Source organism: Paraflavitalea speifideaquila (genome assembly GCF_032395985.1).
Classification (GTDB): domain Bacteria; phylum Bacteroidota; class Bacteroidia; order Chitinophagales; family Chitinophagaceae; genus Paraflavitalea; species Paraflavitalea speifideaquila.
This window is the reverse complement of the sequence record NZ_CP135920.1, coordinates 6306764-6321984: the sequence shown is the minus strand read 5'-3', so window position 1 is coordinate 6321984 and position 15221 is coordinate 6306764. Positions and strand designations below refer to the sequence as shown.

The following is a 15221-nucleotide window of genomic DNA, read 5'->3' as shown; positions in this document are numbered from 1 at the left end:
AGTTACAGGCTTTTATCCCCATCCGAAAGACCTTCAGGAGTTCCGCGAATAGTATCTAAAAATAATTCGACTTCTTTGCTAAGCTGAAATTTTTCTGAACCCCTCCCTGTGAATACAATTTTATTTCCAATATGGCTAATGTATATACTGTCGCCAGGTTCAGCAAGATAAGCCATTGTACGAGAGAAATAATTGTTAAACAAGGCTACGGGTACCTTAGTGTTAACTTCCCATTTCGTGTATCCATTCTTCAATGGTTGCTTCATTTGCTTTATTATCCAAGGATCAAAACGTTCAAACAGGAAAGGGTATATATTGAGCGTTAAGGTATCTAAATGGTTTTGAATTGGACCCTCAATGATTACTATTTTGCTTTGACTTCTAGGATTAACTTCCGACGATGCACTCAATTGAATACATGCTAATAGTAAAACACCGAGTACTTGTTTTGCTTTCATTTCTTTTTTTTAATATCATTAGTTTTCGTAGTTCTTATGACACTACTAGTAACTACGGTCACAACCTGAAAAATCAAACCTTAATCAATTTAGGTTATAGTTTATGCTGTCACTTTTAAGTGTTCAATAAGATTATGATTACGATCATAGGTCCTCTGGTCTTTGTGAACTGTTGTTTTTGAAAATGAAACTAGCAGTAATAATATTACGTAGAATAAAATAGCCATGCATAGAATGATACTAGTTCTTTTTCGGGAAGAAGATAATAATTGTCTGTTCATTGTAGTATTTTTTAGATTTGAATTCAATTGTTATTATGTAAAGTGGGATTTTCAAATCCAAAAAAGAACCTGTTTATTTCTGAGCGTACAATTGCTAAGGAAAGATAACTGCTATTTGGAAAAAAATGTTTTCCGTAGTTACAAGTATGTCAAAGAACAAAAATTTGTTTAGTAATAGCGAGTTTTAAAATTTCAGTTTGCCTAAGTATTACCAAAGAAACCGTAATCTTTAGTTGTAACCAGGATTTTGCTGAAGGCCCATTATTTTAACATCTTGGCCTGGAATAGGAGCAATAGCCCTATCACTTGGATAAGGCAGCAAATTTTGAAATCCAGGAAAAACATCTGATCTTTGCACGCTTTTTTTCCACCTTTGCAAATCCCCATCCTGAATCCTTCAAAGCATAGCTCCTTCCTTCTTTCCTTATAAATAGAATCTATTAATGCGTTTCCTGTAGCTGTTATATCGGCGATTGTTGGATCAGCTCTTTTTCTAATCGCATTGAGATAGAACTTTGCAGTGTTGTCATCGTTTATTTTTGCAGAAGCTTCGGCGGCTGTCAGGTACATTTCTGAAGAGCGAATGATCGGAGGGTAATAATCTATTGAGGGATGATATCCTAGCCCATTTGCCACACCTTCAGGGAATTTTTTAGTTTGCCAATCGGAGCCTGAATTAACAACCCAGGTATTTCGAATATCATTTAAGTTTTCACTTAAGATGTTTGCGATATCCGCCGTTGCTCTATAATAATCGTAAAAGGTAAATACCTACGTAGGTACTGGTTGCGCCATTTTGATAGATAGGTACTACTTGGAACAGGACTTCTGTTTGAGTGGGGTTTTTGTTCTTAAAGATATCTACAGGATACCCAGCAGCGATCGTCATTAATGGGGACTGTTTGATAACTTCAATTGATAAATTTTCGGCGGCTTTGTAATCTTCTTTAAATAAATATATCCGCTAACAAAGCCTTAGCTGCTTGTTTGTTCATTATCCTGCAATCGTTTAGAAAAGTAGGCAACAAGACAAGAGCCGATTGCAGATCAGCAACAAGATTAGTATATACTTCAGCAACGGTTTGCCGGCTGTATGGTTTTGTTATGTCTGATGTAGTAATATAGGGTATTCCCGGATGACCGGCATTTGCCGTAAATAGATATCCTTGGGCGAAAATATTTAATAGTTTGAAGTGTACCAGGGCTCTAATAGCATAAGCTTGTCCTTTTAAGTCTTGGACTTTTTATTGTTTTCTGAACTGTATTTGTCTATATTTTCAATGACATAATTACAAGAGCGTATAATCTGATATAAATCCCTCCAGGCACCATTCATAGATGTTCCTGCATTTGAACTTTGTGCATCTATAAGTTGAGACCAGTTATTATGTAATGCTAATGGTACACTGCTATTTGAGATTTTGAGCTCGTCAGAAATTAACCCGGAGTATGCCTCAAGAGTGGAGCTTTCATATTTAGTGCTTAATAAAACGTAAATTCCATTCACAAAATCTTGCATAGAGTTTAGGTCTTTAACATAACTCTGCTTATTTAATAAGCTATTATCCTTTACATCTAAAAAGGATTTCTTACAGGATAGTGAATAGAATGCTAATATCAGTATAAGTAAAATATATTTTGAGTGTTTCATACCGAAGGGTTTAATTCATGTCTAGTTTTGAAACATGAAATGAATAACTAAAAGGTTAGGTTTAATCCAATAGAATACGAACGGGCCTGTGGATAAAGAATGCTCCCAAATCCTGAAGGGCCAACATTTTCGGGGTCCTGGCCAGAATATCTTGTCCAGGTAGCCAGGTTGTGGGCTTGCATAAAGATCCGTGTTGAGGTTAAATGAAGTCGTTCTATCCAAGCCTTTGGAAAGTTGTAGCTTAGTCCAATGTTTGCCAATCTGATAAAATCACCTTCAAATAAGTATCTGGTGGAAGGGAGAGTTCCCTGATCAAGGATTGTTCCTGATGATGAGAGGGCTTGACCATTGAGCAATCTTCTTGGATTATTTGCAATATCTCCTGGTTTCCGCCAACGATCGAGGGCTTTTTTGTTTGGTTAAGATATGGATCACCACTCATATTTCCATCGTTCTGTAATTTAGAATCTGCATATATCTGAGAACCATATTGATAATAAAAATCAATGGAGAGACTTAAATTGTCATAACTGAATAGGTTTCTGATACTTCCGAAACCATCAGGCTGTGCTTTGCCTACGATGGATGGTTTTGCAGCATAGTAGTTTTCGGTTGGTTTTCCGGTAGAATCCATCCATTGCGGCCGGCCATTTTCGGAATTTACTCCTACCCATTTAGGAAGAAAGTAAGAGTTGTATTCGTAACCCACTTCATTGACGAGATTAGTGCCTGCAACTGTATTGCGAGGAACAAATGATTTTGTCAACTTATTTTGATTCTTACTCCAAATGGCTACTATATTCCAGCTAAAATCCTTTTGACGAAAGATTTGCGCTGAAATTGATAGCTCAATTCCTTGGTTTTTTACATCGCCTATATTTCCCGTTAAAGTAGAGGCTCCGGTTCCTAAAGGAGCAGTGATATCATATGCAATGAGGTTTTTTGTTTTTCGTGTATAGATGTCTGCAATTAAATTGATTCGATCCTTAAACAGGCGTATTTCAACTCCGCCATCCCATGTGAAGGTTTGCTCCCATTGAATAGAGGGATTTCCCGGGCTTCCTTCAATGGGAAACACTGCTGTACCATTCATAAAAGAAACTAAGGCAAGAGGATCGAAGCGAAGGCGGTCAGTAATAGCCGCTGAATTACCCGCTTGCCCTATGCTTCCCCGAAACTTCAAATAGCTTAACCAACTGCTTGCAGGTTTCATGAATGGTTCTGCGCTAGCTAGCCATCCTGCGCCAGCAGACCAATATGTTCCAAAGCGGTTATTTTTCCCAAAACTAGATGAGCCATCAGTGCGGATGCTGCCAGATAAATAATATCTTTCGAGAAATCCGTAACTAACCTGCCCGAAGTAGGATAAGAAGGTTTGTTTTGATGTATTACCGAAGGCGGCACCGATGGAGTTGCCTCCGTATAATTGATCTTGATCTGGGTTGGCCGTAATGTCATCCTTCGAGAGAAAGATAAATTTGCTATTTTCAATACGTGCTTCTTGTCCTCCTAAAACACTTAAACTATGTTTGTTAGACCATTGTTTGTTATACTGTAACAAGTTAGTGTTAATGATATTGGCTGTTCTAAAAGTTTGTTCTCTGATATATCCCTTTGCAATGCTTACTAAAGGATGATTTTTTTCCTTGGCTTCGTTCAACATGAAATCAGTACCGAAGGAAGAACTGAAGGTAAGATTCTTAAGAAGTTTTATTTCGGCAGCTAATTTGATAAGGCCTCTATAGGCTCTACTGTTGTTAATATCGAGTTCAGTCTGGGCAACAGGATTGGGAAGTAAAAGCCCGCCGGATGGCCCAAGGCCATAAGGAAATGTATAGTTATAATTGCCATTTATATCCCTGATAGGGTTGAGGGGAGAGATTGCAATTGTAGAAAGAAAACTATTAAAGTCTGAATTAGAATATTTTTGTACGTTATAGGATAGGGCGGAATTTAATGTGATTCTAATCCACGATGTAGGTCGGTGTTCGTAGTTAAGCCGAATTGATTGTCTGTCATATCCTGTTTTTTTGCAACACCATTCTGTTTAGTATACTCAAGATTTAGGTAAAAGTTGGATTTGTCATTTCCTCCGGACATAGAAACCTCATTAATTGTAGTTATAGCTGCTTTATTCAATAAAGCAGCTGACCAGTCTGACTGTGTGTAAAAGGCTGTATCACCCGGTGAATTTATGATTACCGGAAACTTTTGTCGTAGGTCAGTCAAAACGGATGCATCATTGGGGTACATTTTGGGGTCGCTATTTCGATACGATTCCGTTATTAGTTCGAGGTATTCCGACTGATTTAGCATTTCAATCTTGCCTTCTAGCGCGCTGGAGACATCTGTTTGGTTACGAAAATTAAACACTGTTTTACCGGCTTTACCTTTTTTGGTGGTTACTAATATCACTCCGTTGCTGGCTTGTGAACCGTATAGAGCTACGGCTGAGGCATCTTTTAATATGGAGATTGTTTCAATATCAGAGGGGTTAAATTGTGCCAGGGGTTGGTGATCCTATTTGTATTGGTTGCGTCGCCTGGTGGATTCTGTGAAACTGGAATACCGTCAATCACAACGAGCGGGTTTCTGAAAGATTCACCATTCACTGGCTGTGCGCCGGTGGCGATGCCACGCAACACGAAATTACTAGTTGGGCTGCCTGGCTGTCCGCTGCCGCTCGTCACAAGCAGGCCGGGGACGAGGCCCTGCAGGCTCTTGTCGAAGCTCCGGTTGGGGAGCGTAGCGATTTGTGAACCCTTGACGACTGTCACCGCTCCGGTATTAGACCGTGATGAAATTTTGTTATAGGCTACTACCACCTCTTCTTCCTCCTTTACTGCAATCGGCAACTTGATCTCCATAATCAAACCTTTCACCTTCACCTGCTGTGTAACGTGCCCAACAGAGCTTACGACAAGTACAGCATCGTCCTCGATCTCGGAAAGCTGGAAGATGCCAGCTTCATCTGTCGTTGTACTCATATCGGTTCGGCGAACAGTAATGGTAGCGCCTGCGAGAGCATCCCCTTTTCATTCATCACTTTGCCGCGCATGGTGATCTTTTTTGTCAGGAGCGGGTATTTTGTTAACGACAGGGATGACCGCCATCTTTTCTGCGCGTGATTTTACGATCACTATTTTTTCTAAAATTGTATAAGTAAGCGGCTGATTCCTGAAGCAGATGCCCAACACATTGTCGAGCGAAGAATTGGCTACCTCAATGGTCACCTTATTGGCCTTTTGCAACTCACTTTCGGTATACACGAAACTATACCCGGTTTGTTTCCGGATCTCTTTAAACACCTTATCCAGGGTCGCATCCCGGAAGGAGAGGGTGATGTCCTGGGGAAGTTCTCCCCGGCCTGGCAGACTAAAAATTAATAATAGCAATAACGTTGTGAGGGTGTACTGTTGCCAGCGACGAGGCTTGTTAAATAAGCCTGGGCTGACTTGCAGTTGTTGTCGGTCGGTTGTTGTAGAGCGTTGCATTGTCAATGTATTTGTTCAAAATGATGGATGAGGAACAAGGTAAAATGGTGCATTTTAATATGGCATGCGTACCTTCATCGGACAGGTCAATTTGAACAATCGTAGAACAGTTAATGTATTTGATCCTGGTATTTTCATAGGAATAGAATTCCAGGTTGCCCCTGTGAAAGGGCAATGAACCTTAAAGGATAATGAATCAAAAATGACGTTGCTTAATGTTGTAGCTCAAACTGTGGCTTGTATCCTGCCAACTGCACAAAATCCACAGATCATGGATAAGTACTACAGTTCAGGTTTTGAGGATCGGTATAAAAGCGAAACGGCGGCCTTCACTTCGTTTCGGAAGTAATGCCGCCGTTTAATAGCTGTCTTTAATGGCTGTACTGTACGCCCTGCGTTCAGTATGGATGATACTTGTTGTGCCATAATCAATAATTGCCTTAATGCTCATACAAATTAGCTTAACCAACACTCCAACAGGAGTGTATTGTACCAGGAATGGATCGTTAATTACAGGATAGGTTAATGGTTGATGTATATGATAGCTCAAATAGTTATGACTTATTCGCTTCTCTTTACGGTTATCTTTTTCCCTTCTATCTCAAATCTTACCTTCTCTGTTAACTCCAGGATCTTCAACAACTGACTCACTGGTACGTGGCGGAAATGCCCATTACATTGAATTTATCAACGGGCAGGGCACCCTCATAGACCACCTCTACATCATAATTCCTGGCTACTTCACGCATAATCTTTTCAATGGGGGCGTTATTGTAAACAAAAACTTCATTTTTCCAGGCTATAGCCTCTTCTGTATCGGCCTCGGTTACTTTCAGCTGATCATTCTTAGCATTTAATGTGGCCTGCTGACCGGGGAAAGAAGTTGAGAGCGGCGGGCTGCAGGCCCTCCTCCTGTAACGGGAACAGGAGTTACTCTTACACTTCCTTCCAACAGGGTCGCTTTTATCGTTGATTCCTCATTATAACTCATTACATTAAAATGGGTACCCAATACTTCCACTTGCATACCATTCACCTTAACCAGGAAAGGCCTTCTTTTAGTAGCCATTCCGGCCTTTTGGTGCTGCAGGCTCTTGGCTACTTCAAAATAAGCCTCACCCGTTAATTCCACCACCCGTTCATCTCCTGTAAATGCAGTAGGATATCTTAAAGAGGACACTGCATTCAACCATACGATGCTGTTATCGGCCAACACGATCTTATATCGTCCACCTTTGTTGGTGTTGATCGTATTATAGGTTATTTCCGACTGCTGGTTTCCATTTTCGGATTTATGGTATTCTATGGCCCCACTTTCCTGTTTTACTACCTGCATTATACCCTGCTGGGCCAATTGCCCACTATTTACAGTGTCCAGGTTGATCTTATCACCATTGGCCAAGACCAATACAGCATTGTTGCCAGTTGAGCTTCCACATCGTTTTTATACCGTTCCTTACCTGCTTGTACAAGGGGCTCGCTGGTTTTGCTGGTTGTCGTAAAATACCAAAGGCCCAAACCTATTACCAGTAAGATACCCGCTACCCCTGTATACCGGAGCCAACTGAAATGCTTTACGGGCGTTCCTGCCAACTCTGGCGCCAGGGTAAGTATCTTATCCCAGGTTGCTTTCTTATCTTCACTATGTGTAGCAAGATCCCTGCTCATGCGGTACTCGTCGCTCAACTCCTCAAACAACGCTTTGTTATCAGGATGTTCATTTATCCATACATCCAAGGCCCGCTTTTCCTGGTCTGAAGCGACTCCTTCGAGGTGTTTGATGATCAAGGATGATATAGGATGCAATTCTTTCCGCATGTTGTTGTTTATTGGGCCTTACAAAACTGCGATGATAAATATATTTTCTTACAGTTCGTTTAAACCCTTCGACAATCTGATACATATAGAACGGATAAATGGAAGATTGTCCCGGTCAAACAAGAAACTATTTTGTGTTTTTCTTCAGAAATAAATGGATTTAGCAATCTGTATAGGTACATGTTAATTTATCATTAACCGTGAATTAATTTATTGTAAAATGAAGTATGGATGCGTGCTAGTCAGTAGAAGAAAAACGACAAAAACTAATCGTTGTTAGTCTATGCAACAGTCAGTGTGCAGTAAATACATACCGGAGACAAGGAGATTGAGTAGTGAAATAACGATTACCAGCCGGCAGGCAGGAAACAAATAAGGAGTGATACGATGCGAAGATGATCAAACAAAGCAACACGCAATAGTTTTTGGCTAATACTTTTGGTTACGCACTGTTTTGTCGGTTATCTGCAATAGTTCGGCAATCTCATTGTTTTTGCGGCCTTCGAGGTAGGAGAGGGTAAATACGGCCTTGCACTGCTGTGGCAATTTTTCAATTTCCGTGTAAATATGATCGAGTACATCGGCCTTGATCTCATCGCGCAGCATCACCTGGTCTGTTTCGGGTAGAAGCTGGTTTATAAGTTCTTTTTGTTGGCTGTTTTCTTTGGCGTTATACTTCAGGTAATCATAGCAGGCGTTGCGGGCTGTTACAAATAAGAAGGCACGGATCTTATCGTGGGTAGGAAAGTTTGGGTGCAGGCGCCATAGTTTTACAAAGGTTTCGGCAGTGATATCCTGGGCTTCCTGTCGGTTATCTACCATGCGCTTGGCGAAGTTGAAAAGACGGGGATAATAAATATTATAGATAGCAGTAAAAGCACGGGTATTCCCTTGCGTAAATTGGGTCACCAAGTCTTGTCCCACCTGCTTCATCTTAGCCTGTACTTTTTTGGAATTACGAATTAAAATAATGCTATAAGGATGGATATTGGTTAACGCCAGCCTCATGGGGCCGGTATCCTGGAAGCAATGGTAGCAGCGATAAGGTGCAATGATTCTACTCGGCAACACTGGGAAATAGCACAGTAAGCTGGTAACAATGTTAATGTTTCTGTATGGAAAACCCGCAATGGCAAGTGATGATCTATGCGGGACAATCCGGGCATGAAAATAAGAAGTTCGGACGGGATTCTCCAAAAATCGTGGATTACTATTTTGAGAAATCTATGCACATCGGCGGAGGTAAGGTAAACCCGGTCGTATCAATAATGGTTTGTCTACCCAATCCATTGACTACCATTATTCCTTTTTATTGTGTAGAATTTTGCTTGCTATACCTGTGTTTGAGGATGAGGAGGCATATACCCGGATCGGGCCGCTATGGGCTGCTAATGCGGTTTAAATGCAGGTGGTTGGATGATGAACCCGGGGGCAGGAAAATGATCGGGATCAACTGTTGAATAAATGCCGGGCAAGGCCCGGCATTTGCCTAATCATACTTATGTCCTTTACTAAATAGGAATTCGCGAAGGGAAAGGGTTAGTGTTGCCTGTACATAGTTCTCTTTGATCAATCCATTGGTGATGGTGCCACGCCGGCCGGCTTCTACGGACAGGCCATAGAACAAACTGCCACTGAGGTAGCCTCCATATCCAATACTTCCACCAATTTCATTGACAGGGGTGTTGCGGATACGCAGATATGAATTATGGGTAAAAAAGCCTGCCTGGACATAATTCTTCTCATACCGGCGTCCCCAGCGCTCTACCTGGTTGGAGAATTGCACGCCCGCCGAAAGGCGCCTGCTGTCGATCAGGGAGTAACCAATGCCCCGCTGCTTCAGGTCAGTCCAGTTTTGGTAATTGTAATCCACTGCCAGGGTAAGCCGGTTCTTGTGTGTAAAAGAGATGCCGGCATCATAGGCTAGTGGTAAATAGAAAGGATCGCTTTTACCAGCTCATCCTTTTGATCACAGTAGTGCCCTCTGTAATGGTAACGGTTCTTTCGGAATTGAGTGTCGTTTTTGTAGTGAATTTGCCACCCAAGGAAAATTTCCAGTTCTTAGTGAGGTTGGCGCTATAGATGGACCCAAATTCAAAACGGAAATTGTTGTAGTAATCCCTTGTTTTGGTAACGATGGAAGAGGCGAGTGCTTCACCGGTCAGGGTTTCTGTACGGTTCAGGGATCCAAAGATGAAAGAAGAACGAACGCCTACGGAAAAATGTTTCCCAATGGAAACCGCATTGTTCCAGTAGATATTGTACAAACCACCATCTCCCTCGTAGTCTCCATCATAGGTATCATCGGATCCTTCTATGTCTTTTTGGCCGTGTAGCGATAACCTGTATAACTGAAGGGCATAAAGCCGATGCTGCTGGCCCAGAAATTATTTAATTTGGTGGCAACGGAAAAGCTTTTGATGCTCAGATCACGGCTTTTGTTGTTGGATTCTCCGATGGGTGTTCCGGCATAAGTAATGCTTCTGCCCGTAAGTGCCAGATTTACATAGATATTGCTTCTTTCCAATCCACTTAATGAAGCTGGGTTTTCAGGAATTGATAATGGGGACTGCTTAACAAAGAAATAGAACTATTGGCCATACCAATGCTGCGGTCATAAAATCGTTGTTCCAGGTCGCCGACGCCATAGATGGAGTAGGGGGCATTGTAATCCTGGGCACCTGCCTGGATAGAAACAAACAATGCTAATATGATTAGACTTTTATTCATGAATGTCTTTTTACGTGAATCTTGTGTCATGAATCGACAATGCGCGCCTAGGCGGGACAAACTGTCGATCGTAAATAGCTGTTGTTATTTTATGGTCATAACTGTCACGACCAATTGGCTTTTGAATTTCGGATGACTGCGGCTGCCCATCAGGGCCCTGTTTAATTTCTTGGTCGATCCTGGACTTTCTTCCAACACAAATACACCGCCCTGTGAACTACCTGTTGTTGTGAGTAGGTAATTGATATAAGAAGAAACATCAAAAGTGTAATTGGTATTGAGGCGATAGATGTAATCTATTGAAGGGGTGCTGTATAGTGTGGCCGATCCGCCGGCATCGGGCAAGGGGGAGCCAATGGTATTGGTGGCATCGGTTTGAGCCAGGTAAAGTGTATCGGGCAACCGGTAGCCATAGGTATCAAAAGTGGCTTCTACTGGTTTAATGACAATCTTGGCATTTAATAATTTTACCACACTACCCAAGCTCAGGATATTCCGGAGGGAAGGGAACTTCATTTTCATCATGACGCCTGTGCCTGCCTGGGTAAAGGCATAGGGATATTGGGGAGTGGTAAAGAATTCCTGCTGCCCTGCAAATTGCCGTTCCAGTGGGGTATTGGCCCGATTGGTTAAGATCTGGTTGTATTGGTAGCTGGTACGTGTCAGGGCAAACTCAATCACATATTCTTTGTAAATGGGGATGGTGGTGTGGTAATACAATTTCATGAGCACGCTGCTATCGGTATTAAATCCGAAGATGGCCCCCTTGTCATTATCTCCCACCTGAATGGAAAAGCCCCTCAGGTAGTTCAGGAAATTATCAGCACTCTTCATTTCCGGAGCCTTTGCTTTGATCTTACTAAACAGTTCGGCTCCTTTATTATCGGGTAGCCTGATCTGAAGGGAATCATTACGGCTTGGCCTTATGCGCGCAGTAACGCTTCCAAGTGGAGCGGTCAATTTGGCCGTTACGGAAGTGTTGAACAATTTGCTTGAATAGGTATAATCAGGTTGATAAGCAAGTTCATAAACGGAAAATGTTTGTGCTTGTGTGGTATCTCCAAAATACTTTTATTAGGCCTAAGGGTCATGGCCAGCGAATCATATACGGCATCGTTGGGGAAGGTGAGGTTGGCAATGGAGGCAGGTAAACCCAACTGGAAGAAGGTATTGGCCCGCGTAGTGCCCATCAGGGGATCTTCCCACCGGCCAATCAACAGTATATTGTTGTTGGAGGTTGGAAATGAATCCAATACATAGGTCGATAGGATGGGTGTGATGGTGTCGATGGTAATAACCCGGGTATAATTGTCATTGCCCATATCGCCAAACTTAATCGGTTCCTTATAGCAGGATATGAGCAAGCAGGTAAACAGGCATAGGCCAGCTAGCACAATAGAGGCAGGTTTCGGTGAATTCATACACAAATCAGGAATTATGATCAGCGCAATATATTGGGGTAAGCCTGGGTGAGTTTGTTATAATATATGGTTGTTATTGAATAATCGACGAAGGAGAGGTTTTGATCTGTAAGATTGATCCGGAAGGAAGGCCCTTTAACAAAACAATGGTTACTAATCACCGGTTGCTTAACTGGTTCAGGATCACTGGTCCCAGTCCGGCATCGTATATCCCCTGATTCTACGTTTCCTGAATAATGAATTCTGCCGTTTCTGCCTCCGCCGATTATAATAGGAAGTTCGTCGATTCAACCTGCGGGGCTATCTATTTTACCAAGACGTTTGGAGACGCTCTAAATACTTTTATTGAAAATACTGTTATGCGAGCGGGCAGGCATACAGACCTGACTTGAGATATCCTTTCTATGGCTGGCTTTACCAGATGCCATAAAGCCACACTTGCCTGCAAGGTTGGTGTAGTAGGTTGCTCCTGGTAATTGCCGGGATACTGTTTAACCAGTCCGCTTATAAAAAACTAAAAATGATGAAACAAATTGCTGTTTATGCTGCTGCCTTAGTGATTATTTTAACACCTGTTTTGCTTCTGCCTGGCTGTTCCAAGAATACAGGCGATGATGATGACCTGGTGGGTAACTGGTCTATTAGTAAAGACTTTGAAAGCGATGCCAGGAGTGAAGCAGTATTGTTTACCATTGGTAATAAAGCCTACCTGGGTACCGGTGTTTCGGCTACCAAGCGTTATAATGATATGTGGGAGTATGATATTGACACTGATAACTGGATGCGGATGAAAGCAATGCCCGGCGATGCCAGGAATTCGGCCGTAGCTTTTGCTATAGGAAACAAAGGTTATGTAGGCACTGGTACGGATGGTTATGTAGAATACAAGGATATGTATGTATTTGATCCCGTTGCTAATACTTGGGACCCCATTGCACCTTTCCCTGGAACGGCCCGTTACAATGCCATTGCTTTTACTCTGGGCGATAAAGGATATGTTGGCTCGGGATACGACGGCAGCGACTTGCAGGATATGTATGCTTATACGCCCGCTACGAATAGCTGGGAACAAGTAAATAGCCTCAATCGAAGAAGGTCGGCATCCACTGCCTTTGTAATTGATAACAAAGCCTATGTATGCAGCGGCGACAACAATGGTACGGCGCTGAATGACCTGCTGATATATGATCTGGTGACCAAAAAATGGACCGAAAAAGAAAGATCACCAATATCTCCGATGACAGTTATGACGATGACTACACTTCTATTGCCCGTATTAATGCGGTTAGTTTTGTGATGAACAATAAGGCCTACCTCGCCACGGGACAAACCGGCTCTTATTCATCTACTGTATGGGAATATGATCCCATCAATGATCAATGGACACGCAAAACTGATTTTGAAGGTAAATTACGGGAAGGGGCTGTGGCTATGACCTTGAAAAATAGGGGCTTCGTGCTTACCGGCCGCAATGGTGCGGAGTATTATTACAATAGATTCGAGTTTCATCCGGCCGATGAACAAAATGACGATGACAACCAATAAAGCAAGGCGAATCATAATAGCCGCCGTTGTTATAGCGGTGGCTATTACTTCCGTTAAATTATACTGGCAGCATCGCCAGCAATCTGCCAATGCGCTCTCTTATCGATGTTTCGCCAATGGCCAGCATTGGGGCTATGATATCCTGGTCGGAGAAAAGATAGTGATACACCAGTCTATTGATCCTGAAGCTAAGGGCAGAATTGGGTTTGCCAGTAAAGAAGCTGCTGAAGCAGATGCCCGAATTGTTATAGGAAATATAAAATTGGGTGAAACACCTGTTTTTAACGCTCATAAAATGCAGCGTACCGGTACCTTGCCTGCTCAATAATATGATGACTAAAGAGAAAGCCCGTGATAGCATTGCCTATATACTGGGATTTAAACCCGTGAAAACTACACGTCATCGTGTGTTGGTCATCGTATCTAACCTTATTCTATGGGGATTGTTCCTGGCGATGCCATTACTTATTTACCGTATCCGGATATTGGATATTACATTCTTTTATCGTGAGCTGGTAACTAAAACATTCCTGGTCGTCCTGTTTTACGTTAATTATTATTACCTGCTGCCCCGTTTTTTTCAGCGCAGGAAAATTGCCAATTATTTTTATCGATTACTGCAGCGCTATTGGTATTGTGCGCTTTGAATGTAACGACGGAGTATTTTTTCGTGAGCATTTGCGTATGAATGCGGGCCGATATTTTCTTACCAGCAGACTGGGGGTAGGAGGGGGATGGTAGCATTCAAAGACTCAATAGGGGCCGACCATGTTACGGGCCCGGGAGGTCCGCCGTTCGTTCATGTGGAAGCAGGAACAGTTTCTATGCCAGATCCTGGTATGCCAGGGGTAAGTTTAGTGATGGCGAATGCTACAGACAATGATTCACTGCGCCGGCGAATGCGCCTTTGGCGAAAGTATTTCAACAGCCCACATCCGGCTGACACAATATCTATGGGAGTGGCTACGGCGGTACCGGCCATGCCTACCGTCCCTTTTTTCCGGACAGGTCCATTTGGAGAAAGGAGTCTCTTTTGGATGGGGTTTTCGATGGTACTGATGAACACGCTTTCATCGGGGTGATCATATTACTCATTAGCGGGTTTATTAAGTTGGCTAATTCGTTGATCATAAGTGAAAAACAAAAAAAAGCATTGGAGAATGAACGACTGAATGCCGAACTTAATTTTTTGAAACTGCAGATCAATCCGCATTTCCTATTCAATACGCTGAATAGTATTTATTCACAGGCGCATCTGAAGTCAGAACAAACGGAATATTCTATTCTTAAGTTTTCACAGATCATGCGTTATGTATTGTATGATAGTACAACGGAGAAAATTCCTTTGACGCGGGACCTGGAGTATATCCGGAATTATATAGATCTACAAAAGTTGCGCATCTCCAAAAACATAACCATACAGTACGAAGTATCGGGTGTTACCAACGATCTGTTGATTGCCCCCTTATTACTGATCACTTTTATTGAGAATGCATTCAAGCACGGTATCAGCTATTCCAGTCCTTCGGCCATTGACATCCGGATAGGAGTAATAGGTACGGACCTTTCTCTTACGGTGGGCAATACTATTATCCGAAAACCAATGCCGGTTGGCGAAATATCGGGTGGCGGGGTAGGTCTTGTAAATGCCAGGCGGCGGTTGGATGTATTGTATCCTGGCCGTTACCTGCTCGATATTAGCGACAATAACAGTATTTATGTTGTAAATCTCAAAATCACACTGGACCATGAATCTGAGCGTGATCAACTCCATCCGGTTTGAGCTGATGAACGCTCGGTAAAAGCGGCCCATATCACAAAAC

The 15221-nt window shown here is 42.4% G+C and carries 24 protein-coding genes and 1 pseudogene; 6 read left to right on the top strand and 19 right to left on the bottom strand.

Annotated elements, in window-relative coordinates:
• Window positions 1-2: 2 nt before the first annotated feature.
• The 13 genes from RS881_RS43445 to RS881_RS43400 all read right to left on the bottom strand — a co-directional run bounded on the left by RS881_RS43445 (window position 3) and on the right by RS881_RS43400 (window position 8710).
• The gene (locus RS881_RS43445) at window positions 3-458 is read right to left on the bottom strand and encodes a hypothetical protein (protein ID WP_315816498.1); all 456 of its coding nucleotides are present in this window, start codon (window positions 456-458) and stop codon (window positions 3-5) included.
• 542 nt (window positions 459-1000) lie between these two features.
• Window positions 1001-1375, bottom strand: coding sequence for a RagB/SusD family nutrient uptake outer membrane protein (locus tag RS881_RS43440; protein ID WP_315816497.1), 375 nt, complete (start codon window positions 1373-1375; stop codon window positions 1001-1003).
• A 311-nt stretch (window positions 1376-1686) separates the two neighbouring features.
• Window positions 1687-1941: a RagB/SusD family nutrient uptake outer membrane protein gene (locus RS881_RS60765; protein WP_350340319.1), complete on the bottom strand. Its 255-nt coding sequence runs from the start codon at window positions 1939-1941 to the stop codon at window positions 1687-1689.
• A gap of 26 nt (window positions 1942-1967) precedes the next feature.
• Window positions 1968-2390 carry a RagB/SusD family nutrient uptake outer membrane protein gene (locus RS881_RS43435; RefSeq protein WP_315816496.1) on the bottom strand — a complete coding sequence of 141 codons (423 nt, stop codon included), beginning with the start codon at window positions 2388-2390 and terminating at the stop codon, window positions 1968-1970.
• Between the two features lie 241 nt (window positions 2391-2631).
• Window positions 2632-4353, bottom strand: a complete 1722-nt coding sequence (locus tag RS881_RS43430; RefSeq protein WP_350340318.1) for a TonB-dependent receptor domain-containing protein — start codon at window positions 4351-4353, stop codon at window positions 2632-2634.
• Entirely contained in the window at window positions 4344-4805 is a 462-nt protein-coding gene (locus RS881_RS43425; RefSeq protein WP_315816495.1) for a hypothetical protein, read from the bottom strand. Before RS881_RS43425 ends, RS881_RS43430 begins: the two co-directional genes overlap by 10 nt.
• Before the next feature lie 47 nt (window positions 4806-4852).
• The gene (locus RS881_RS43420) at window positions 4853-5377 is read right to left on the bottom strand and encodes a TonB-dependent receptor plug domain-containing protein (protein WP_315816494.1); all 525 of its coding nucleotides are present in this window, start codon (window positions 5375-5377) and stop codon (window positions 4853-4855) included.
• Between the two features lie 48 nt (window positions 5378-5425).
• Window positions 5426-5884 carry an STN domain-containing protein gene (locus RS881_RS43415; RefSeq protein WP_315816493.1) on the bottom strand — a complete coding sequence of 153 codons (459 nt, stop codon included), beginning with the start codon at window positions 5882-5884 and terminating at the stop codon, window positions 5426-5428.
• A gap of 561 nt (window positions 5885-6445) precedes the next feature.
• Window positions 6446-6535 (bottom strand): hypothetical protein, encoded by a 90-nt coding sequence (locus tag RS881_RS60760; protein ID WP_350340010.1) that lies wholly within the window; start codon window positions 6533-6535, stop codon window positions 6446-6448.
• On the bottom strand, window positions 6532-6687 hold the full coding sequence (locus tag RS881_RS60755; RefSeq protein ID WP_350340317.1) for a FecR domain-containing protein: 156 nt from the start codon (window positions 6685-6687) through the stop codon (window positions 6532-6534). Before RS881_RS60755 ends, RS881_RS60760 begins: the two co-directional genes overlap by 4 nt.
• A gap of 50 nt (window positions 6688-6737) precedes the next feature.
• Window positions 6738-7292 (bottom strand): FecR family protein, encoded by a 555-nt coding sequence (locus RS881_RS43410; protein WP_315816492.1) that lies wholly within the window; start codon window positions 7290-7292, stop codon window positions 6738-6740.
• On the bottom strand, window positions 7250-7702 hold the full coding sequence (locus tag RS881_RS43405; protein WP_315816491.1) for a hypothetical protein: 453 nt from the start codon (window positions 7700-7702) through the stop codon (window positions 7250-7252). Before RS881_RS43405 ends, RS881_RS43410 begins: the two co-directional genes overlap by 43 nt.
• A 429-nt stretch (window positions 7703-8131) precedes the next feature.
• A complete protein-coding gene (locus RS881_RS43400; protein ID WP_315816490.1) occupies window positions 8132-8710 on the bottom strand; it encodes an RNA polymerase sigma factor in 579 nt (192 codons plus the stop codon).
• A 107-nt stretch (window positions 8711-8817) separates the two neighbouring features.
• Here RS881_RS43400 and RS881_RS43395 point away from each other — a divergent pair, with 107 nt between their 5' ends.
• On the top strand, window positions 8818-9162 hold the full coding sequence (locus tag RS881_RS43395) for a hypothetical protein (RefSeq protein ID WP_315816489.1): 345 nt from the start codon (window positions 8818-8820) through the stop codon (window positions 9160-9162).
• Between the two features lie 29 nt (window positions 9163-9191).
• Here the strand turns inward: RS881_RS43395 and RS881_RS43390 are convergent, their stop codons facing one another.
• The 6 genes and pseudogenes from RS881_RS43390 to RS881_RS43365 form a co-directional block, all read right to left on the bottom strand.
• Window positions 9192-9581 (bottom strand): BamG-related protein, encoded by a 390-nt coding sequence (locus tag RS881_RS43390; RefSeq protein ID WP_527250445.1) that lies wholly within the window; start codon window positions 9579-9581, stop codon window positions 9192-9194.
• A gap of 70 nt (window positions 9582-9651) precedes the next feature.
• Window positions 9652-10020, bottom strand: a complete 369-nt coding sequence (locus RS881_RS43385) for a BamG-related protein (protein ID WP_527250444.1) — start codon at window positions 10018-10020, stop codon at window positions 9652-9654.
• Window positions 10017-10229, bottom strand: a complete 213-nt coding sequence (locus RS881_RS43380) for a hypothetical protein (RefSeq protein WP_315816486.1) — start codon at window positions 10227-10229, stop codon at window positions 10017-10019. The genes RS881_RS43385 and RS881_RS43380 overlap by 4 nt, the downstream gene beginning before the upstream one ends.
• A gap of 5 nt (window positions 10230-10234) precedes the next feature.
• On the bottom strand, window positions 10235-10432 hold the full coding sequence (locus tag RS881_RS43375; protein WP_315816485.1) for a hypothetical protein: 198 nt from the start codon (window positions 10430-10432) through the stop codon (window positions 10235-10237).
• An 84-nt stretch (window positions 10433-10516) separates the two neighbouring features.
• Window positions 10517-11437, bottom strand: a pseudogene (locus RS881_RS43370) (DUF4270 family protein); the annotation flags it as partial.
• The gene (locus RS881_RS43365) at window positions 11401-11826 is read right to left on the bottom strand and encodes a DUF4270 family protein (protein WP_350340008.1); all 426 of its coding nucleotides are present in this window, start codon (window positions 11824-11826) and stop codon (window positions 11401-11403) included. The gene RS881_RS43365 and the pseudogene RS881_RS43370, both read right to left, overlap by 37 nt.
• 547 nt (window positions 11827-12373) lie before the next feature.
• Here RS881_RS43365 and RS881_RS43360 point away from each other — a divergent pair.
• The 5 genes from RS881_RS43360 to RS881_RS43340 all read left to right on the top strand — a co-directional run bounded on the left by RS881_RS43360 (window position 12374) and on the right by RS881_RS43340 (window position 15181).
• Window positions 12374-13150, top strand: coding sequence for a Kelch repeat-containing protein (locus RS881_RS43360; protein ID WP_315816484.1), 777 nt, complete (start codon window positions 12374-12376; stop codon window positions 13148-13150).
• On the top strand, window positions 13150-13398 hold the full coding sequence (locus RS881_RS43355) for a Kelch repeat-containing protein (protein ID WP_315824793.1): 249 nt from the start codon (window positions 13150-13152) through the stop codon (window positions 13396-13398). Before RS881_RS43360 ends, RS881_RS43355 begins: the two co-directional genes overlap by 1 nt.
• On the top strand, window positions 13385-13726 hold the full coding sequence (locus RS881_RS43350) for a DUF4907 domain-containing protein (protein WP_315816483.1): 342 nt from the start codon (window positions 13385-13387) through the stop codon (window positions 13724-13726). Before RS881_RS43355 ends, RS881_RS43350 begins: the two co-directional genes overlap by 14 nt.
• Window positions 13665-14045, top strand: coding sequence for a hypothetical protein (locus RS881_RS43345; RefSeq protein ID WP_315816482.1), 381 nt, complete (start codon window positions 13665-13667; stop codon window positions 14043-14045). Before RS881_RS43350 ends, RS881_RS43345 begins: the two co-directional genes overlap by 62 nt.
• Before the next feature lie 386 nt (window positions 14046-14431).
• Window positions 14432-15181 (top strand): sensor histidine kinase, encoded by a 750-nt coding sequence (locus RS881_RS43340; protein ID WP_315816481.1) that lies wholly within the window; start codon window positions 14432-14434, stop codon window positions 15179-15181.
• Window positions 15182-15221: the final 40 nt, after the last annotated feature.